The organism is Lysobacter antibioticus HS124 (assembly GCF_000336385.2).
In the GTDB taxonomy this organism is placed as follows: Bacteria; Pseudomonadota; Gammaproteobacteria; order Xanthomonadales; family Xanthomonadaceae; genus Lysobacter; species Lysobacter firmicutimachus.
This window is the reverse complement of the sequence record NZ_HG424516.1, coordinates 75,576-94,517: the sequence shown is the minus strand read 5'-3', so window position 1 is coordinate 94,517 and position 18,942 is coordinate 75,576. Positions and strand designations below refer to the sequence as shown.

Annotated in this window: 14 protein-coding genes and 1 riboswitch; of the genes, 11 read left to right on the top strand and 3 right to left on the bottom strand. The window is 71.8% G+C overall.

What is annotated here, in order from left to right; all coding sequences use genetic code 11:
- The 5 genes from TX83_RS14280 to TX83_RS14260 all read left to right on the top strand — a co-directional run.
- Positions 1 to 599: NADPH-dependent FMN reductase (locus TX83_RS14280; protein ID WP_222423769.1), on the top strand; the 599-nt coding region annotated here is incomplete at its 5' end.
- The gene (locus TX83_RS14275) at positions 596 to 1,090 is read left to right on the top strand and encodes an acyl-CoA thioesterase (RefSeq protein ID WP_064748634.1); all 495 of its coding nucleotides are present in this window, start codon (positions 596 to 598) and stop codon (positions 1,088 to 1,090) included. The genes TX83_RS14280 and TX83_RS14275, both read left to right, overlap by 4 nt.
- Before the next feature lie 199 nt (positions 1,091 to 1,289).
- Positions 1,290 to 1,570, top strand: a riboswitch (cobalamin riboswitch).
- Between the two features lie 199 nt (positions 1,571 to 1,769).
- Positions 1,770 to 6,149, top strand: a complete 4,380-nt coding sequence (locus tag TX83_RS14270) for a cobaltochelatase subunit CobN (RefSeq protein WP_064748633.1) — start codon at positions 1,770 to 1,772, stop codon at positions 6,147 to 6,149.
- Positions 6,150 to 6,222: 73 nt separating this feature from the next.
- Entirely contained in the window at positions 6,223 to 6,657 is a 435-nt protein-coding gene (locus TX83_RS14265) for a MotA/TolQ/ExbB proton channel family protein (protein WP_087960732.1), read from the top strand.
- Complete coding sequence (locus TX83_RS14260; protein ID WP_064748631.1) at positions 6,654 to 6,950, top strand: DUF2149 domain-containing protein; 297 nt, start codon at positions 6,654 to 6,656, stop codon at positions 6,948 to 6,950. Before TX83_RS14265 ends, TX83_RS14260 begins: the two co-directional genes overlap by 4 nt.
- A 526-nt stretch (positions 6,951 to 7,476) precedes the next feature.
- Here TX83_RS14260 and TX83_RS14255 read toward each other — a convergent pair.
- A complete protein-coding gene (locus TX83_RS14255; protein ID WP_261370140.1) occupies positions 7,477 to 8,211 on the bottom strand; it encodes a C40 family peptidase in 735 nt (244 codons plus the stop codon).
- Positions 8,212 to 8,363: 152 nt separating this feature from the next.
- Entirely contained in the window at positions 8,364 to 8,942 is a 579-nt protein-coding gene (locus TX83_RS14250; protein WP_079248233.1) for a C40 family peptidase, read from the bottom strand.
- A 132-nt stretch (positions 8,943 to 9,074) separates the two neighbouring features.
- Here TX83_RS14250 and TX83_RS14245 point away from each other — a divergent pair, with 132 nt between their 5' ends.
- Both TX83_RS14245 and TX83_RS14240 read left to right on the top strand, forming a co-directional pair.
- Positions 9,075 to 9,554 (top strand): FKBP-type peptidyl-prolyl cis-trans isomerase, encoded by a 480-nt coding sequence (locus tag TX83_RS14245; RefSeq protein WP_064748629.1) that lies wholly within the window; start codon positions 9,075 to 9,077, stop codon positions 9,552 to 9,554.
- A gap of 143 nt (positions 9,555 to 9,697) precedes the next feature.
- A complete protein-coding gene (locus tag TX83_RS14240; RefSeq protein ID WP_064748628.1) occupies positions 9,698 to 10,954 on the top strand; it encodes a DUF418 domain-containing protein in 1,257 nt (418 codons plus the stop codon).
- 80 nt (positions 10,955 to 11,034) lie between these two features.
- Here TX83_RS14240 and TX83_RS14235 read toward each other — a convergent pair whose 3' ends face one another.
- On the bottom strand, positions 11,035 to 12,633 hold the full coding sequence (locus TX83_RS14235; protein ID WP_075575174.1) for a M4 family metallopeptidase: 1,599 nt from the start codon (positions 12,631 to 12,633) through the stop codon (positions 11,035 to 11,037).
- Positions 12,634 to 13,225: 592 nt separating this feature from the next.
- Between TX83_RS14235 and TX83_RS14230 the strand changes: the two genes are divergently transcribed.
- The 4 genes from TX83_RS14230 to hutG are packed head-to-tail and all read left to right on the top strand — an operon-like array spanning position 13,226 to position 18,916.
- Positions 13,226 to 14,521 (top strand): NAD(P)/FAD-dependent oxidoreductase, encoded by a 1,296-nt coding sequence (locus tag TX83_RS14230; protein ID WP_064748627.1) that lies wholly within the window; start codon positions 13,226 to 13,228, stop codon positions 14,519 to 14,521.
- On the top strand, positions 14,518 to 15,912 hold the full coding sequence (gene gorA, locus TX83_RS14225; RefSeq protein ID WP_064748626.1) for a glutathione-disulfide reductase: 1,395 nt from the start codon (positions 14,518 to 14,520) through the stop codon (positions 15,910 to 15,912). Before TX83_RS14230 ends, gorA begins: the two co-directional genes overlap by 4 nt.
- 57 nt (positions 15,913 to 15,969) lie before the next feature.
- Positions 15,970 to 18,087, top strand: coding sequence for a S9 family peptidase (locus TX83_RS14220; RefSeq protein ID WP_075575173.1), 2,118 nt, complete (start codon positions 15,970 to 15,972; stop codon positions 18,085 to 18,087).
- Between the two features lie 10 nt (positions 18,088 to 18,097).
- Positions 18,098 to 18,916: an N-formylglutamate deformylase gene (gene hutG / locus TX83_RS14215; protein WP_064748624.1), complete on the top strand. Its 819-nt coding sequence runs from the start codon at positions 18,098 to 18,100 to the stop codon at positions 18,914 to 18,916.
- The last annotated feature ends 26 nt before the right edge of the window (positions 18,917 to 18,942 follow it).

The window sequence follows — 18,942 nt, the reverse complement described above, 5'->3', positions numbered from 1 at the left end:
CCGCCATTCCTTCCGCCGCCCCGCGCCTGCTGGCTTTCGCCGGCAGCCTGCGCCAGGGCTCCTTCAACCGCCGCCTGATCCCGGTTCTGGCCGAGGGGGCGCGCGCCGCCGGCGCCGAAGTGACCCTGATCGAACTGCGCGACTACGCGTTGCCGATCTACGACGGCGACATCGAAGCCGAGGCCATGCCCGACAACGCGCGCCGGCTGCAGGCGCTGATGGCCGAGCACGACGGCCTGCTGATCAGCACGCCGGAGTACAACGGTTCGATGCCGGCCCTGGTCAAGAACACTCTGGACTGGATCTCGCGCCCGCTCGCGGACGGCCGCTCCGGTACCGCGCTGTTCGCCGACAAGGTCGCCGGCATCGTCTCGGCCTCGCCGGGCCCGCTCGGCGGGCTGCGCTCGCTGCTGGTGCTGCGCGACGCGCTGGCCAAGCTCGGCCTGCTGGTGGTGCCGCAGCAGGTCGCGGTCGGCCAGGCCGGCGACAAGCTCGCCGACTACGGCCAGCTGAGCGACGAGCGCCAGCGCGCGGCGGTGCACCGGGTCGGCGCGGCGGTAGTGCGGCATATCAAGGTCGTGCGGGAGGACCGGGCATGAAAGGGCAGCAACGCGAATTGAACCTGCGTTTCCTGGCCCAGCCGACCGACGTCAACTACGGCGGCAAGGTCCACGGCGGCATGGTGATGAAGTGGATCGACCAGGCCGGCTACGCCGCCGCGGTCGGCTGGAGCGGCAAGTACAGCGTCACCGTCGCGGTCGGCGGCATCCGCTTCGTCGCGCCGATCCGGATCAGCGACCTGGTCACCGTGCACACCAAGCTGATCCACACCGGGACCAGCAGCATGCACTTCGCGGTCGACGTGAAGGCGCGCGACCCGGGCCTGGACGACGGCGTGGCCGAAGAGCGCCTGTGCACCCACTGCGTGATCGTGTTCGTGGCGATGGACGCCGAGGGCAAGCCGACGCCGGTGCCGGCGTGGACGCCGCTGACCGAGGACGACAAGCGCCTGGCCGAGTACGCGCTGAAGATCATGGAACTCAGCAAGGGCATCGAGGCGACGGTCGAGCGTTACGTGCACGAGGGGTGAGCGGCGTGCGGGGAGTCGGCGCGTCATCGATCGCCCCCTTCGAAAGAGTGGGCCAGCGCCCGGCGCAACTGGGTTGCTGAGCGGGGTTCGCAGCGCGGGAGGATGGGCTCCGCACGCCCGACGCGGCGCCCACCGGCTCGGCACGCTGCCGCCGTCTCCATACTCCCGCGTCCGCGCCGTGCCGGCGCGCTGTGCTAGATTGCGCGCGCTTTGCATCTGGTGCCGCCTCGCCCTCCGGCGACGCGGTTAAACGGGAAGCCGGTGCGTCCGCGAGGCTGCGGACCAGTCCGGCGCTGCCCCTGCAACGGTAGGCGGGTAAAGCATCGGCACGTCGGCGACGGCCGGCGGTCGCGTCCGGCGTGGATGCGAACCGCCCGCACTCGCCCAGCCACTGGAGCCTGCGCTCCGGGAAGGCGCCGATGCGCCGGGTTCGTCCCGGCCCCCGCAAGCCCGGAGACCGGCCGGTGCGTACGCGGTGGACGTCGCGGAGGGCGGCGTCGCGCGCCTGTGCACCGGGTCCGTGGCCTGTCTCTTCGTCCGTCGTTCGCCTCCTTCATCCAGCTCCGCACAGGGCGTGCGGCGAGCGAGGCCGTCGATGCGTGTTGCGCGTGGTGTTGTCGAGCGTGGTGTCCGTGAGCGCGGAGTCCTTGGGCATGCGGTCGCTCGCCGATGGCGCGCCTTGGGCGCCGCGGCCCTGCTGGCGTTCGCCGCCGCCGCCCCGGCCAAGACCGTGTTCGGCGTAGTCTCCGAGCGCGCCGCGCCGGAAGCGGCCGAGGCCGCACGCGAATTGTTGGCGACCCGACCCGGCGACCGCATCGTGCTGCGCACGCCGCAGCAGCTCGAAGCCCTGGATCGCGGGCAACTGCGCGAACTGGTCGGCGGCAGCGACGCGGTGATCGCAGTGGCCTTGTTCGGCGAACAGGGCGTGCGCCTGCGCGAGGCGGCGTCCTGGTTGCGTCAGCGTGGACGCGGTCCGCAGCGCCTGTACGCCTTTCACGGCGAAGCCGGCCTGACCCAGTCCAGCCATCGCGAAGGTCACGGCCTGGGCGCATTCAGCGCCGACGAACTGATCCGCGTCACCGCCGAAACGCCGCCGCCCGAGCTGGTCCGGCGCGCCCGCGGCGACGCCTTCGCCGGCGAATGGCTCGACCTGCGCGCGCTGTGGCGCGAAGGCGGCAACCGCAACCTGCAGCGCAGCTACGCCTTTCTGCTCGACGGCGGCGCGGTGCCGGCGGCGCAGCCGCAGCCGGATCTGGTGCTGCGCCAGAACGGCGCGGCGGTCGCCGCGCCGGCCGCCGATGCCCGGCCGCTGCTGGCGGTGCTGGACCTCAACAACGCCGACGTCGCCACCGGCGACGCGCTGTGCGCACAAGCGCAGGCGCAGGGACTGGCCTGCCTGGGGCTGTACGCACGCTGGGGCGAGGCGTCGCTGCAGGCGGTGCAGAACCTGCGTGCCATGCTCGGCGCGCAGCCGCTGGCCGGGCTGGTGGTGCTGCAGGACTTCGTGGTCGGCGCCGCCGAAGGCCGCGACGCGGCGACCCGCGCGATCGCCGCGCTCGACGTGCCGGTGTTCAAGGCGATCCGCCTGCTCGATCGCGGCCAAGCGCAATGGCGTTTGTCCGGCGACGGCCTGCCGGCCTCCAGCGTGCAGTACCGGGTCGCGATGTCGGAGCTGCAGGGCAGCAGCCAGCCGATGGTGCTGGCCGCGGCCGGCGCGCCGCGCATCGATCCGCTGACCGGGGTGCGCCTGCAGCGGCCCGAGCCGCTGAGCGGCGAGATGCGCGCCCTGGTCGAGCGCGCCCGGCGCTGGCGCGCGCTGCGCGCCAAGCCGGCGAGCGAACGGCGCATCGCCCTGATCTATTACAACCACCCGCCCGGCCGGCAGAACATCGGCGCCGACAACCTCGACGTGCCGGCTTCGCTGCACGGCATGCTGCGGACCATGCGCGACCACGGCTATCGCATCGACGACCTGCCGGCCACGCCGGAGGCCTTGCTCGAGCGGATGATGCAGCTCGGCGTCAACACGCCCGAGGACGGCGGCGAACTGGCGGCGATGGCGGCCCAGGCGACCACCCTGTCCGGCGACGACTATCGGCGCTGGTTCGCGACCCTGCCGGCGGCGGTGCAGGGCGAGGTCAGCGACGGCCCGCTGGCGCGCCTGCAGGCGCAGGTCGCGCTGGCGCGCGCCGCGCACGAGACCGAACTCGGCGAACGCCGGGTGCGCGATGCCGAACGCGAACTGCTGCATCTGCTCGAAGGCATCGATCATCCGGCACGCGACACGGCGTTGGCCGAGTTCCGCCACCTGATCCAAGCCCATCTGCGCTGCCTCAAGGCCGAGGCCGCGGCGGCCGAAGCGAGCTGCGCCGACGCCGGCGCCGCGCAGCGCCGCCTGCTGGCGCTGCAGGTGCCGGGCCTGCGCGGCTGGGGCCGCGCGCCGGGCAGGGTGATGGTGCACGACGACACCGTGGTGCTGCCGGGCCTGCGCCTGGGCAACGTGTTCATCGGCCCGCAGCCGCCGCGCGGTTGGGAGGTCGACGAGGAACTGCTGCACGCCAACACCCAGATCCCGCCGCCGCACCAGTACCTGGCTTACTACCACTGGCTGCGCGACGTGTTCCGCGCCGACGCCATCGTCCACATCGGCCGCCATTCCACTTACGAGTTCCTGCCCGGCAAGGCGGTCGGCCTGGCCGAGGACGATTACTCGCGCCTGATCGCCGGCGACGTGCCCGGGATTTATCCCTACATCGTCGACGGCGTCGGCGAAGGCACCCAGGCCAAGCGCCGCGGCCTGGCGGTGATGGTCGATCACCTGACCCCGCCGTTGGCGGCGACCTCGCTGTACGACCGCCTGCTGACCCTGCGCCAATTGGTCGAAAGCTTCGAGAGCAGCAGCAGCGAACCGCTGCGCGCCCAGGCCGCGAGCGAGATGCGCGCCCAGGTCGAGGCGTTGCAGCTGCGCGCCGAACTGGAAGCGAGCATGGCCGACGTGCTCAAGGTGCGCGGGATCGGCTTCGAACAGGCCGACGACGACCTGCTCGCGCACGAGATCGGCCACTACCTGACCAAGCTGCAGGAAAAATTCATGCCGCACGGCCTGCACGTGTTCGGCCAGGCCTGGGATGCGGGCCAGCTCGACACGATGCTCGACTCGATGCGCGGCCTGGGCGAACGCGAGGCCCTGCGCGGCAAACTGATCGAATCGCCGCCGGCGGAAATGGCCGCGCTGCTGCACGGCCTGGACGGCGGCTTCGTCCGGCCGGGCAAGGGCAACGACCCTTTGCGCGCGCCGGAATCGCTGCCGACCGGGCGCAACTTCCATGGCCTCGACGGCGACGTGCTGCCGTCGCCGCTGGCGCAGCGCCTGGGCGCCGAACAGGCGGCGCGGGTGCTGGCGCGCAGCGACGGCCGCAGCGGCAGCGAGGGCGTGGTGTTGTGGGCGTCCGACGCGGTGCGCGACGAAGGCGTCATGGTCGGCTTCTCGCTGGCGCTGATGGGCGTGCAGCCGCGCTGGAACGCACGCGGCATCGTCCAGGGGCTGGAACTCAAGCCGATGCCGCAGGGGCAGCCGCGCCGCGACGTCATCGTCACCACCTCGGGCTTGTTCCGCGACCTCTATCCGAACCTGGTGCAGTTGCTCGACCGCGGCGGCCGCCTGGCCTTGGCGGCGAGCGCCAAGACCCTGCGCGCGCAGCGGCCGGAGTTGGCGCCGGCCTTGGCGGCGGCGCTGGCGCCGCTGGGCGAGCAGGTCGAATTCGGTGAGGAAGCGGTGGCCGGCAACGGCGTCGCTCGCGAATGGTTGCAGCGCACCGACGCCCTGCGCGCGCAGGGCGTGCCGTTGGCCGACGCCGGCCGCGAGGCGGCCTGGCGGGTGTTCGGCGATGCGCCCGGCGCGTACGGCGCCGGCGTCAATCGGCTCACCGAGCGCTCCGGCGCCTGGAGCGAACGGCGCCAGATCGGCCGCGCCTATCTCAACCGCATGGGGCATGCCTACGGTCTCGACGCCGACGGCAGCGCCGCGCACCGCGCGTTCGAGATCGGCCTGGGCCGGGTCGAGCGCAGCTACCACGGCCGCGCCTCGCACCTGTACGGCCTGCTCGACAACAACGATGCCTTCGACTACTTCGGCGGCCTGTCGCTGGCGGTGGAGACCCTGACCGGGCGCGTGCCGCAGGCGCAGGTGCTGTACAACGCCGACGCCGAGCGCGCCGACGTCGAGCCGCTGGAAGCCGCGCTGCTGCGCGAGTTCCGCGGCCGTTACCTCAATCCCGCCTGGATCCGCCCGCTGATGAAACACGGCTATGCCGGCGCGCGCACGGTCAGTCAGGAGTTCCTGGAAAACCTGTGGGGCTGGCAGGTGACCCGGCCGGACGTGATCCACGGCTGGGCCTGGGACGAAGTGCAGAGCGTCTACCTCGACGACCGCTACCGCCTCGGCGTCGCCGACTTCCTCGAGCGCGGCCACGCCCAGCAGGCCAAGGCGCACATGCTGGCGCTGATGCTGGTGGCGGCGCAGAAGGGCTATTGGAAGACGCCCGAGGCCAACCTCGCGCGCCTGGGCGAGCAACTGGCCGCGCTGGTCGCGCGCAACGGCCTGCCGGGCAGCGGCCACGCCGCGCCGGACCACCCGTTGTGGGGCTGGCTGCAACCGCGGCTGTCGCCGGCAGCGCAGGCGCAGGTGGCCGAAGTGTTGGCGCGCGCGCGCGGCGAGCGCGGCGCGGTGTCGACGTTCGCACGCGGCGAGACCGCGCGCGCGCAGCAGGCGGCGATGCGGGCCGCGGCCGCGCCGGACCCGGCCGCGGCATCGAATCGCCCGTCGCCGCCCGTGCCGGCGCCGCAGGCCGCGCCGAAGCCGCCCGAATCGAAGCCGGCGCCCGCCAAGCCGGCCGAGCCGGCGCGCAACGCGCGCGTCAGCGAACTGTCGACCCTGGCGCCGGTGGCGCTGGTCCAGCGCCATCCGCTGCCGTCGGCGCTGATCGCGCTGGCGATCGCGCTGCTGCTCGGCTTCGGCCTGCGCCGCGGCCTGGCGGTGCCGGCGGCGCGGGCGGGATGACGTAGAGCGCGGGCCGCTGCGGCCGCGCGATCGACCAGGTCAACGAATACGAGGTAAGACGACGATGGAGTGGATGACGCATTTCGACTGGCTGCACCACCTGATCGCGCGGCTGTTGCCGGTGGCGATGGCGGTGCTGTTGGCGGCCTGCGGCGCGGCCCTGATCGAGGCCGGCCTGGCGATCGGCGAACGCTGGCTGGGCCTGCGCCGGCTGGAGCGCGCCGGCGATCCGGCCCTGGTCGAGCGCCTGGCGCGGCGGCGCGTCGAGCGCTGCGATCTGCTGGCGCGGGTGCCGCCGATGCTGGGCCTGATGGCGACCATCATCCCGCTCGGCCCCGGCCTGGCCGCGCTCGGCCAGGGCGATCCGGCCCAGCTCGCCAGCGCGGTCACGGTGGCCTTCGACGCTACCGTGCTCGGCCTGATCGCCGGCATCGCCGGACTGTGGATCGGCCGCCTGCGCCGGCGCTGGTACGAGGAATTGCTCGAACGCATGGAGGCGGCGGCATGAGCGTGCGCGCCTCGCGCGCGGCGCGGCGCCGGCTGCGCACGCGTTTCGACCACGACGACGAAGACCCGCGCGCCAGCCTGGTCAATCTGGTCGACGTGATGCTGGTGTTCGCCTGCGGCCTGCTCGCCGCGATCACCGCGGTGACGCCGCAGCGCACTCCGGTCGAGGTCGCGCGCGGCAAGGCGATCGAGCGCCCGCATCGCGGGCAGCAGGGCGCCGGGCCGGGCTACCAGGAGGTCGGCCAGGTCTACCGCGACCCCAAGACCGGCAAGCTGATCCTGATCGAGCGCTGAGCGGCACCGCCCCCTGTAGGAGCGGCGTAAGCCGCGACCACGGGACGCGCAGAGAAACCAACGCCATCGCCATTGATCGAAGCCCGAAACCGTCGCGGGAGCAGGAGCGGCGCAAGCCGCGACCGCTATCCTCCACTCTCGCCGCGTCCTTGCCCCATGCCCCTGTAGGAGCGGCGTAAGCCGCGACCACGGGACGCGCAGAGAAACCAACGCCATCGCCATTGATCGAAGCCCGAAACCGTCGCGGGAGTAGGAGCGGCGCAAGCCGCGACCGCCATCCTTCACTCTCGCCGCGTCCTTCCCCATGTCTCCCTGTAGGAGCGGCGTAAGCCGCGACCACGGAACGCGCAGAGAAACCAACGCCATCGCCATTGATCGAAGCCCGAAACCGTCGCGGGAGTAGGAGCGGCGCAAGCCATGACCCGGGCCTGGCAACCACGGCGCCACCGGCCGATCGCGCCGCCGCGGCCCCAAAACGAACAAGCCGCCCGAAGGCGGCTTGTGTTGGGATGCTCGGGCGGTCGCCTCAGATGCCGTCGACGCGGCGGGCTTCCATGAACTTGCCGCTCCAGTAGCCGGTGTCCAGGCTGGACACGGTGACGTCCTTGCCGGTGCGCGGAGCGTGGACGAAGCGGCCGTCGCCGAGGTAGATGCCGACATGGTCGACCCGGCCGCGGCGGCCGAAGAACACCAGGTCGCCCTCGGTCATCGAGGCGCGGTCGATCACTGCGCCGGTCTTGGCCATCTCGCGCGAGACGCGCGGCAGTTCGATGCCCAGGGCGTTGCGGAACACGTAGCCGACCAGGCCGCTGCAATCGAAGCCCTGGTCGGGGCTGCTGCCGCCCCAGCGGTAGGGCGTGCCGAGCAGGCCCAGGGCGCGTTGCAGCAGGCTCTTGATCCGGCTCTGTTCGGCGACCGGCAGGTCGGCCTTGCCCAGGTTGGCGTTCGGGCCGAGCAGGCGGTTCAGGTCGGTGGCCAGCAGCAGCGCGCGGTCGGACAGGGTCATCGCCTCCGGCAGCATGCTGCCGGCGGTGGACTCCGGCGCGTCGGCCGAATCGTTGCGCAGCGAGGGGCCGCCGGGCAGGGCGCCCATCGACAGGCCGGTGGCGGTCGAGGACTGGGCGAAAGCGGGAAGGGCGCAAACCGCCAGCGCGGCGGTGAGCAGGAGACGTTGGGTAGCCCGAGCGGTGCGGGTGCTCTGGGCCAGGGGGGCTTCGGGGGTAGCAGCCTGGCGGCGTTGGCGAGTGAATTGAGGCGTCACGCAGTCATCACGAAGTCGTCACCGGGGAAGGATGATGCCCGGGGCGCCGGAGACATTGGTTTAAATTTCGTTAGATGCTCGTTAACAAGCGCGTGATTTGATTCACATTTTTAACCGCGACCCGGTGCCGACCCCCGTTCAGGAAAGTCGGATCACTTGTTCAGCACTCGCTTGGCGCCGCTGTAGTGATCGACCCAATAAGGGCCGTCGAGCCGGTCCAGGCGAACCGTGCCGCCGGTGCTGGGGGCGTGGACGAAACGGCCTTCGCCGACGTAGATGCCGACATGGCTGACGTTGCCGCGGCTGCCGAAGAACACCAGGTCGCCGGCGGCCAGCCGGGTCGGTTCGATCCGCGGGCCCTGGTAGGCGGCCAGGTCGCGCGAGGTGCGCGGCAGGCTCAGGGCCAGCATGTCGCGATAGACGTAGTTGACCAGGCCGCTGCAGTCGAAGCCGCTGTCCGGGGTGTTGCCGCCGTAGCGGTAGGGCGTGCCGACCAGGCTGATGGCGCGCATCAGCACGGCATTGGCGGAGTCGGGGTCCTCGGGCTGGACGTGCGGCCAGTGCCGGATCGGGGCGCTCGGCGGGGCCGGCTTGCGGACCAGTTCGCGGCCGCCGCCGCATCCCGCCAGCAGCGCGCTCAGGGCCGCGGCCAGGGCCAGCGCCGGCAACGGCAGCGGGCCGCGCGCTGGCGCGGGAGCGGTGTTGCCGGGATAATGCGCGGCCTTCGTCACGTCGCTAGCTTGGCGGCTAACGGCAGCGGCGACAAGACAGCGTCCCTGTCGTTTTGTGGCGGTCCGCGCATTCTGCGCGGCGCCGTGTCCCCATTACCGACCGCAGCGTGCGGTCTCCATCCGGATCCAGCAATGAAAATCGAGAAAGATCGCGTCGTCCGTTTCCACTACACCGTCTCCGAGCAGGGCAGCGAGCCGCTGGAGAGCTCGGAAGGCCGCGATCCGCTGGCGATCCTGATCGGCCACAACAACATCATTCCGGGCCTGGAGAAGGCCATGGACGGTCGCGAAGCCGGCGACAAGTTCGAAGTCGACGTGGCCGCGGTCGACGCGTACGGCGCCCGCCAGGAAGGCCTGACCCAGCGCGTGCCGAAGAAGTACTTCAAGGACGCCAAGCTGAGCCCGGGCATGCAGGCGGTGCTGCCGACCAGCTTCGGCCCGCGCGCGGTGACCATCCAGAAGGTCGGCATGAGCGTGGTCGACGTCGATCTGAACCATCCGATGGCCGGCAAGGACCTGCATTTCGCGATCGAGATCGTCGAAGTGCGCGAGGCCAGCAAGGAAGAGGTCGAGCACGGCCACGTCCACGGCGACGGCGGCCACCAGCACTGACCGCCGCCGCGATCGATGTTCCGGACGGCCCGCTCGCGCGGGCCGTTCCCGTTTGGGCGGGGCGGTTTCCGCCTCCGCGTTGGCGGCGCTGTTTTGCGCGGCCGGGACGGGCTACATAAGAGCCGGCTACCTAAGGAACCGCGATGTCCACCGAGCCCGGCCCGATTGCGCCGCCCCTGCCGCCGCCCCTGCCGCTGGCGCCGGTCGCCGCCGGCGAGCGCCTGGATGCGCTCGACGCGTTGCGCGGCATCGCCCTGCTCGGCGTCCTGCTGAGCAATGCGCCGTTCTTCACCGCGCCGCTGGCGGATCTGTCCGACGGCATCGACCCGGCCCTGCGCGGCATCGACCGCTGGACGGCGATGACGGTCTATGTGCTGGTCCGGCACAAGTTCTGGACCGTGTTCTCGCTGCTGTTCGGGATCGGCTTCGCGGTGATGGGCGAACGCGCACGGGCCGCCGGCCGCGATTTCCGTCCGCTGTACCTGCGCCGCAGCCTGGGCTTGCTGGCGATCGGCCTGGTCCATGCCTGGCTGATCTGGTCCGGCGACATCCTGGTCACCTACGCGCTGTGCGCATTCGCGCTGTACGCCTTGCGCGGGCTCGGCGCGCAGGCGCAGTGGCGGCTGGGCGCCTTGCTGTACGCGGTGCCGTGCGCGTTCTTGCTGTTGCTGGCGGGGCTGCTGACCTTGCCCGGCGTGGCCGGCGACGACGCGCAGGCGCAGGCGCGCAGCGCCGCCGAACGCGCGCAGGCCGTGGCCGCCTACGCGCACGGCAGCTATGCCGATGCGACCGTGCAGCGCATGCGCGAATTCGCCGAGCTGACCCTGTCCGGCGCGCCGGTCATGCTGCCGTTGGCCCTGGGCCTGTTCCTGATCGGCGCCGGCCTGGCCCGCAGCGGCGCGTTCGCCGAGCCGCAGGCGCACCGTGGGTTGTGGCGGCGCCTGCTGTGGGGCGGGCTGGGCGCGGGCGCGGCGCTGACCGCCGCGAGTCTGGCGATCGACCCGACCGTCTCCAACGCGCACTTGACCGCGCGCAGTTTCCTCGCCGGCACCCTGCACATGATGGGTGCCTTGCCGCTGGCCCTGGCGCTGGTCGCGGCGGTGGTCTTGTCGCTGGCGCGCGGCCGGCGTTGGCCGCGGCCGTTCGTCGCGCCCGGCCGTGTCGCGCTGAGCCTGTACCTGATGCAGTCCCTGGTCGGCACCTGGGTCTTTTACGGCTACGGCCTGGGCCTGTGGGGCCGACTGGCGCCGGCGCCGTTGCTGGCGGCGGCCTGCCTGCTGTACCTGGCGCAGATGCGGCTCGCGCACCTGTGGCTGCGCCGGTTCCGTTTCGGCCCGGCCGAATGGCTGTGGCGTGCCTTCACCTACTGGCGCGTACCGCCGTTGCGGCGCTCGCGCTGACGAAGGCGCGAGCGCCGGGACGCCGACGCGGACCGGCCAGCGCGTGCGGGCCGGTCCGTGGATGTCAGGCCGAAGCGGGATCAGTTCACCGACACCGCGCTCCAGGCGCGAGCCACGGCTTTGTATTCGGCCGACGTGCTGCCGTACAGATCCGCCGCCGCCTGCAGGGTGCCGGTGCGCGCCTGCGGGTAGGTGGTGCTGGAGACGAAGTAGCGAGTCAGGGCGCGGTACCAGATCGCGCCGGCCTTGGCCCGGCCGATGCCGGCGATCGTGGTGTCGCCGTTGCAGACCAGCTGCGCCGGGGTGTAGCTGAAGCCCTTCGGCGTGACCGCGCCTTCGGCCAGCAGGTAGAAGAAGCGGTTGCCCACGCCCGAGCTCAGGTGCGGGTCGTACTTGCCGTTCTGGTAGGTCAGCGAAGCGGTGAAGCCGCCGCTGGGATAGCACGAGAACGAGCGGCCGTCGGCGTCCTGCTTGAACATCAGGCGCAAGGCCTTGGTGTCGCCCGGGTTGTTGATGTAGACCTCCTCGCCGAGCAGGTAGTCGCCCGGGTCGTTGGCGTTGCCGACGCTGTATTCGACCAGCGTGCCGAAGATGTCCGAAGTGGATTCGTTGAGGCCACCGCTGTCCTTGATGTTGTAGTAGCCCAGGCGCGCGGTGGCGCCGGTCACGCCGTGGGCCATTTCGTGGCCGGCGACGTCGAGCGCGACCAACGGGCGATAGGTCACGCCGTCGCCGTCGCCGTAGACCATCGCCGAACCGGTCCAGTAGGCGTTAACCAGGCTGGTCGGGCCGTAATGCACGTAGCTCTTGACGCCGCGGCCGTCGTTGAAGATGCCGTTGCGGCCGTGCACGTTCTTGAAGTAGTCGAAGGTCGCGGCGACGCCGTAATGCGCATCGGCGGCGGCCGAGGCGCGGTCGGAGGTGGTGTTGTTGCCCCAAACGTTGTCGCTGTCGTTGAACGCGGTCGCGCCGCTGGTGCCGCTCTGGTTGCGCGCGTCCAGGGTCTGGCCGTTGCCGCGGGTCGGATCGGTCAGGGTGTAGCCGCCGCTGACCGAGTTGCTGACCAGGCCGACGTTGCCCAGGGTCAGGGTGCGGCCGGTGCCGTTGGCGGCGGCCGAGTGCACCCGGTCGTCTTCCTGCAGCAGCTTGCCGGTGCGCGCGTCCAGGTAGTAGCTGATCAGGCCCGGTGCGGGGTCGTTGCGACGGTCGCCTTCGACGTCGACCTGCCAGGCCAGGGTCGGTTCGGTGCCGCGGGCGAAGATCACCAGGCGGGCCGGGGCGATCGCGGCGACGGTGCCGTCGAACGCGCCTCCGGCCTCGATGCCGGCCTGTTCGGCGCTGAGCTTCGGTTCGATCGACGGGCGGCCGAAGCTGCGCATGTTGTCGCCCTGGGTGACCGAGAGCAGTTCGCCGTTGCGCGAATGCACGACCAGGTCGCCGCCGACCACCGCCAGGCCGCGGTAGCTGCGCTCCATGCGCACGTGCTCGGTGCCGTCGCGATCGATCATCACGTCGCGGGCGACGAAGCCGTCGGCCTGGGTGCGGTGCACTGCGTCGGCGGCGACGGTTTCGAGCAGGCGGCGCGCGCGCTGGGCCGCGGGCGAAGCGGCGGCCTGTTCGGGCGAGGTCGAGGCGGCGAGCAGGTCGCTCTCGCGGCGGCTGCCGACGGCGAGCTGCATCGCCTGCACGGCGCGATGCGCGCGCGCGGCATCGGCGCGCGGTGCGGGCGCGGTTGCGCTGCGGCCGGCGGCGAAGCCGGTCGCGGCCCCGGCAGGCGTGGTTTCGGAGCCGGAGCGGGACGAGGCGGCGAGGAGGGCGATGCCGGCGACGACGGCGGCGCTGAGCAGAGCGGTCTTGGCGTGCATGGATGGATCCCTGAAGTGGTTTTTTAGGCCGCAGCCGTCCCTGCCGGCCGCGGCGGCGGTCGGTGCGGGTCATGGCGTCGGGTCCAGCGCTTCGACGCTGGAACGCGGGTGGCGGCCGCGATGCGCGTGTCGGTGGACGAATGCGACCTTAGGCGGAGGCGGCAAGCGGCTTGAACGCGAAACCCGCGTTCGTGGTCACACAACGCGGCGGACTTTTCTGCCGCTTATCACAGAACCGCGGCCGACTCGCCGCCACGGCCCGCCGCAACGCGCAAAGCCCGGCCCGGCCGGACCGGTCCAGTCTTAGTACTATGGGGCGTGTGCCGAACGGCTCCCCGACGGCACTGGGGCCGCCGGCGCACGCCGCGCGGCCGCACGACCAGACTCCGGACGGCTGAAAGGGCAGATGGGCGAAGCAGAAGTGGCGGAAGCGCAGGCGCGGACGGACCGCGGCCGCAGCGATGTGATCGTGGTCGGCGCGGGCGTGATCGGCCTGGCCTGCGCCCTGGCCCTGCTGGAAACCGGGCGCAGCGTGCGGGTGATCGACGCCGGTCGGATCGGCGGCGGCAGCTCGCACGGCAATTGCGGCACCATCACCCCCAGCCACGCCACGCCGCTGGCGGCGCCGGGGGTGATCGCCCAGGCCCTGCGCTGGATGCTGACCCCCGACGCGCCGCTGTACGTGCATCCCAAACTCGACCTGCAGCTGTGGGGCTGGCTGCTGCGCTTCGCCGCGCGCTGCAACGAGCGCGACTGGCGCGCCAGCGCGCAGGCCAAGTCGGCCCTGCTCAACGATTCGCGCGCGCGCCTGGAAGACTGGGTCGGCCGCTACGGCCTGGTCTGCGAGTTCGACAACGCCGGCGTCGACTACGTGTTCCGCGAGCGCAAGTCCTTCGAGGGCGGCCAGTTCGAACTCGACTTGTTGCGCGAGTTCGGCATCCAGGTCGAAGTGATCGACGGCGCCCGCTACGAAGCCCAGGACCCGGCGTTCAAGCCCGGCGTAGCCGGCGCGATCCGCTTCGAGCACGACGCTGTGCTGCGCCCGGATCGCTACGTCGCCGAACTCGCGCGCACGGTGTGCGCGCGCGGCGGCGACTTGATCGAGCAGTGCCGGCTGCAGGATCTGCAGCGCGACGGCGAGGAATACCGTGCACTGACTTCGCAGGGCGTCCTGCGCGCCGGCCAGGTGGTGGTCGCGACCGGCGCCTGGTCGCCGAAGCTGTCGCAGCTGATCGGCCTGAGTTCGCTGCCACGCGCCATGCAGCCGGGCAAGGGCTATTCGATCACTTACGATCGCCCGGCGCTGGTGCCGCGCCGGCCGGTGGTGCTGCGCGAGCGCAAGGTCTGCGTGACCATGTGGGACAGCGGCTTCAGGCTCGGCAGCACGATGGAATTCTCCGGCTACGACGAAAGCCTCAACCCGCGCCGCCTGGCGGCGCTGGAGCGCGGCGCGGCCGAGTACCTGCACCATCCGGTCGGCCCGGTCGAGCGCGAGCGCTGGTACGGCTGGCGGCCGATGAGCGTCGACGACGTGCCGATCGTCGGCGCGGTGCCTGGCCGCGACGGCCTGTGGCTGGCGACCGGCCACGGCATGATGGGCGTGAGCATGAGCGCCGGCACCGGCCAGCTGATCGCCGACCTGATCGCCGGCCGCGCGCCGGCGATCGATCCGCATCCCTATCGACCGGAGCGCTTCGCATGAACTCTTCCGACAGCGCCGACGGCCGCTACGACCTGATCGTGGTCGGCGGCGGTTCCGGCGGCCTGGCCGGCGCCTTCCGCGCCGCCGAGTACGGCGCGCGCGTGGCCCTGCTCGAACCCGGCGCGCTCGGCGGCACCTGCGTCAACGTCGGCTGCGTGCCGAAGAAGGCGATGTGGCTGGCCGCCGACATCGCCGGCAAGCTGCGCATGGCGCAAAGCCTGGGCTTCGGCCTCCACGCCGATCCGCAGCGGCCTTGCGCCCTGGACTGGCCGACCTTCATCGTCCATCGCCAGCGCTACATCGCCAACATCCATGACAGTTACCGGCGCCGCCTCGACGCGTCCGGCATCGCGGTGCTGCCGATGCGCGCGCAACTGGTCGACGCCAACACGGTCGAATGCGAGAACGGCGCGCGCCTGAGCGCGGCGCGGATTCTGCTGGCGACCGGCGGCCGGCCGCTGCGTCCCGACATTCCCGGCGCCGGGCTCGGCGCGGTGTCCGACGACTTCTTCCAATGGTGCGCCGCGCCGGCGCGGGTCGCGATCGTCGGCGCCGGCTACATCGCGGTCGAACTGGCCGGCGTGCTGCAGGCGCTGGGCAGCCAGGTCGAATTGTTCGCGCGCGGCGCGCGCCTGCTCGACGGCTTCGATGCCGAGCTGACCGCGCAACTGGCCGAGGACTACCGCCAGAACGGCGTGCGCCTGCATTTCGGCCACGCGGTGGCCGCGCTGGAGGGCGAGCCGGGGCGGGTGCGGCTGCGCGGCGCCGACGGTTCGCTCAGCGAGGCTTTCGATCAGGTCGTATTCGCCACCGGGCGCCGGCCCAACAGCGCCGGCCTCGGCCTGGAGCGCATCGGCGTGGCGACGGACGCGCGCGGCCATATCGCGGTCGACGAACTCAACGCGACCAATGTCGCCGGCATCGACGCGGTCGGCGACGTCACCGCCGACCCGCAGCTGACCCCGGTCGCGATCGCCGCCGCGCGGCGCTTGATGGACCGCGTGTTCGGCGGCCGCGACGGGCGCTTGAGCCGGCAGGACATCCCCAGCGTGGTGTTCTCCCATCCGCCGATCGGCAAGGTCGGGCTGAGCGAGGACGAGGCGCGGGCGCGGTACGGCGACGAACGACATGGTGACAATCTGCACATCTATCGCGCCGGCTTTCGGCCGATGCTGTACGCCCTGGCCGAGTCGCCGCAGCGCAGCCTGTTCAAGCTGATCTGCGTCGGCCAGGAGCGCCGCGTGGTCGGCATTCATTTGCTGGGCGAGGCCGCCGACGAAATCCTGCAAGGGTTCGCGGTGGCGCTCAAACGCGGCATCACCCTGGACGACCTGCGCGACACGGTCGCCATCCATCCCACCAGCGCCGAAGAAGTGGTGTTGATGCGCTAGCCCGGCGACGCTCGCCGCGCGGACGCAGGCCACGCGCGCGATCCGATAGGGGCTTCGATGAAACACAGGGAACGTCGTTGGATGGCGGCCGGCGCGATGGCCGGCGTGATGAGCATCGCGGCGGCCGTGGCGGTCGCCGCGCCGGCGATGGACATCGCCGATCTGCTGAGCGTGCCGCGGCCGGACCAACTGGTCGGCGCCAGCGATGCGCCGGTGCTGGCCTGGGTATCGAACGATCAAGGCGTGCGCAACGTATGGACGGCGCGCGCGCCGGACTTCGCGCCGAAACGCCTGACCGCGTACGGCGAGGACGACGGCCAGGCGATCGGCCCCCTGCAGCTCAGCGCCGACGGCCGCTGGCTGGCCTACGTGCGCGGCAGCGGTCCGGACGCGTCCGGCCACAACAGCAACCCGACCAGCGACCCCGACGGCCAGGAGCAGGCGGTGTGGGTGGTCGCCAGCGACGGTTCGGGCGCGCCGCAACGCATCGCCGCCGGGCGCGGCATGCAGTTCGCGCCGCGGAGCGATGCGCTGCTGGTCCAAGGCCAGGCGCCGGCCTGCCATGCCTTGCCCGGCGTCCAGGCGCCGGCGTGGTGCAAGAGCGATTTGATCCGGACCCGCGGCAGCAACGGCAGCGCGGTGTTTTCGCCCGACGGCAAATCGCTGGGCTTCGTCAGCGGCCGCGGCGACCACAGCTTCGTCGGCGTGCTCGACCTGGCCGCGCGCACCGTGCGCTGGATGGGCGCGGACTTCAACCGCGACAGCCAGCCGGCCTGGTCGCCCGACGGCCGCCGCGTCGCGTTCCTGCGCACCGCCGCGGCGCGCAACGGCGAAACCTTCGACCTGACCGGCGCCCATCCGTTCGAAATCTGGGTCGCCGAGGTCGCTACCGGCCAGGCCAAGCGCGTGTTCCGCTCCAGCGACAGCGCCGGCGGCTACGCCCAGTTCGCCGAGCCCGATGCGTTGCAATGGAGCCGCGACGATCGTCTGGTATTCAGCTCCGAACAGAGCGGCTGGCTGCATTGGTACGCGCTTTCGCCCGACGGCGGCCAGCCGGTCGCGCTGAGCCGCGGCGAATGCGAGGTGGAAACCAGCGCGTTGGCCGAGGACGGGAACTTCTTCTTCAGCGGCAATTGCGCCGACCTCGACTACCGGCAGCTGTTCGTCGTCGACGCCAAGGGCGCCACGCAGACGCGGCTGACCGACAAGCACCAGATCGCCACCGAACCGGTCGCGGTCGCCGGCGGGCAATGGCTCGCGTTCCGCCACGCCGACGCGCGCCGTCCGACCGCGATCGCGCTGGTGCCGCGCAGCGGCGGCGAGCCGCGGCGGATCTTCCCGGCGCAATTGCCGGCGCGCTTCCCGATCGACCGCCTGGCCGAGCCCAAGACGATCAGCCTGCGCGCCGGCGACGGCGTGGTCTCGCATGCGACCGTGTTCGAGCCGCCGGCCGCGTTCAAGGGCAAGCGCGCGGCGCTGGTCTACGTGCACGGCGGGCCGATCCGGCAGATGCTGCCCGGTTGGCACTACGGCAGTTACTACTACGCCGATTACGCCAGCAATCAGTGGCTGGCGAGCCAGGGCTTCGTCGTGCTGGCGCTGAACTTCCGCGCCGGCACCGGCTACGGCCAAGCCTTCCGCCGCGCTGCCAAGCAGGGCCCGCGCGGCGCCAGCGAGTACCAGGACGTGCTGGCCGCGCACGCGTATCTGGCCAAGCGCGACGACGTCGATGCGCGCCGGATCGGTATCTACGGCGGCTCCTACGGCGGCTTCCTGACCGCTTCGGCGCTGGCGCGCAACTCCGACCTGTTCGCGGCCGGGGCCGACCGCCACGGCGTCCACGACTGGCGCGAAAGCGCCAAGGGCGGCGACAACAGCGGCCTGTGGGGCCTGCGGCCGGACGAACTGGAGCTGGCCTGGCAGTCCTCGCCGATGGCGCACGTGGACACCTGGCGTTCGCCGGTGCTGTTGATGCACGGCGACGACGACCGGGCGGTGAAGTTCGCCCAGAGCGTGGAACTGGTCGAGCGCCTGCGCGCGCGGGGAGCGCCGGTCGAAACCCTGGTCCTGCCGGACGAGGACCACTTCTTCCTGCGCCACGCGACCTGGCTGCAGGTGCATCGCAGTACCATGGCCTTCTTCCGCCGGCACCTGCAGCCCGGCGCCGCCGACTGAACGCCATCGCATGAACGCCGTCACCGTACCGCCGCCGACCGAGCCCGTGTTCCGACTGCACCGCGGCACGGCGCCCTTGCTGATCAGCCTGCCGCACGACGGTTCGCGCATTCCCGAGCCGATCGCCGCGCGCATGGTCGAGTCCGCGCGGCGCGCGCCGGACACCGACTGGCACGTCTCGCGGCTGTATGCGTTCGCGCGCGAGCTCGGCGCTTCGATCCTGGTGCCGCATTACTCGCGCTACGTGGTCGACCTGAACCGCCCGCCGGACGACACCTCGCTGTACCCGGGCCAGAACACCACCGGGCTGTGCCCGGCGGTGCAGTTCAGCGGCGAGGCGGTGTATCGGGACGGACAGGCGCCGCAGCCAGAAGAGGTCGCCGAACGGGTCGAGCGGTACTGGCGGCCATACCACGACACGCTCGTCGCCGAGCTCGACCGCATCCGCGGCGAGCACGGCCGCGCGGTGTTGTGGGAAGGCCATTCGATCCGCGGCGAACTGCCGTTCCTGTTCGAAGGCCGACTGCCCGACCTCAACCTCGGCACCGCCGCCGGCAAGAGCTGCCTGCCCGAGTTGCAGATGCGCCTGGAGCGCGCGCTCGGCGCGCAAACCGATTACGACTGGGTCGCCAACGGCCGCTTCAAGGGCGGTTACATCACCCGCCATTACGGCGATCCGGAGATCGGCGTGCAGGCGGTGCAGCTGGAGCTGAGCCAGCGCAACTACATGGACGAGGACAGCTTCGCCTACGACGAAGCCAAGGCCGCGCGCCTGCAGCCGCTGCTGCAGGCGCTGCTGCGCGCCGCGCTGGAATCGCAGGCGGCATGAGCCGCGGGAGCGGCGGCATGGACGCG

Excerpts from the sequence above, each read along its gene's own strand:
- hutG (WP_064748624.1), top strand. The coding sequence starts at position 18,098 with ATGAACGCCGTCACCGTACCGCCGCCGACCGAGCCCGTGTTCCGACTG.
- TX83_RS14240 (WP_064748628.1), top strand. The coding sequence starts at position 9,698 with ATGTCCACCGAGCCCGGCCCGATTGCGCCGCCCCTGCCGCCGCCCCTG.
- TX83_RS14220 (WP_075575173.1), top strand. The coding sequence starts at position 15,970 with ATGAAACACAGGGAACGTCGTTGGATGGCGGCCGGCGCGATGGCCGGC.
- TX83_RS14230 (WP_064748627.1), top strand. The coding sequence starts at position 13,226 with ATGGGCGAAGCAGAAGTGGCGGAAGCGCAGGCGCGGACGGACCGCGGC.
- TX83_RS14245 (WP_064748629.1), top strand. The coding sequence starts at position 9,075 with ATGAAAATCGAGAAAGATCGCGTCGTCCGTTTCCACTACACCGTCTCC.
- TX83_RS14235 (WP_075575174.1), bottom strand. The coding sequence starts at position 12,633 with ATGCAGCTCGCCGTCGGCAGCCGCCGCGAGAGCGACCTGCTCGCCGCC.
- TX83_RS14260 (WP_064748631.1), top strand. The coding sequence starts at position 6,654 with ATGAGCGTGCGCGCCTCGCGCGCGGCGCGGCGCCGGCTGCGCACGCGT.
- gorA (WP_064748626.1), top strand. The coding sequence starts at position 14,518 with ATGAACTCTTCCGACAGCGCCGACGGCCGCTACGACCTGATCGTGGTC.
- TX83_RS14275 (WP_064748634.1), top strand. The coding sequence starts at position 596 with ATGAAAGGGCAGCAACGCGAATTGAACCTGCGTTTCCTGGCCCAGCCG.
- TX83_RS14265 (WP_087960732.1), top strand. The coding sequence starts at position 6,223 with ATGACGCATTTCGACTGGCTGCACCACCTGATCGCGCGGCTGTTGCCG.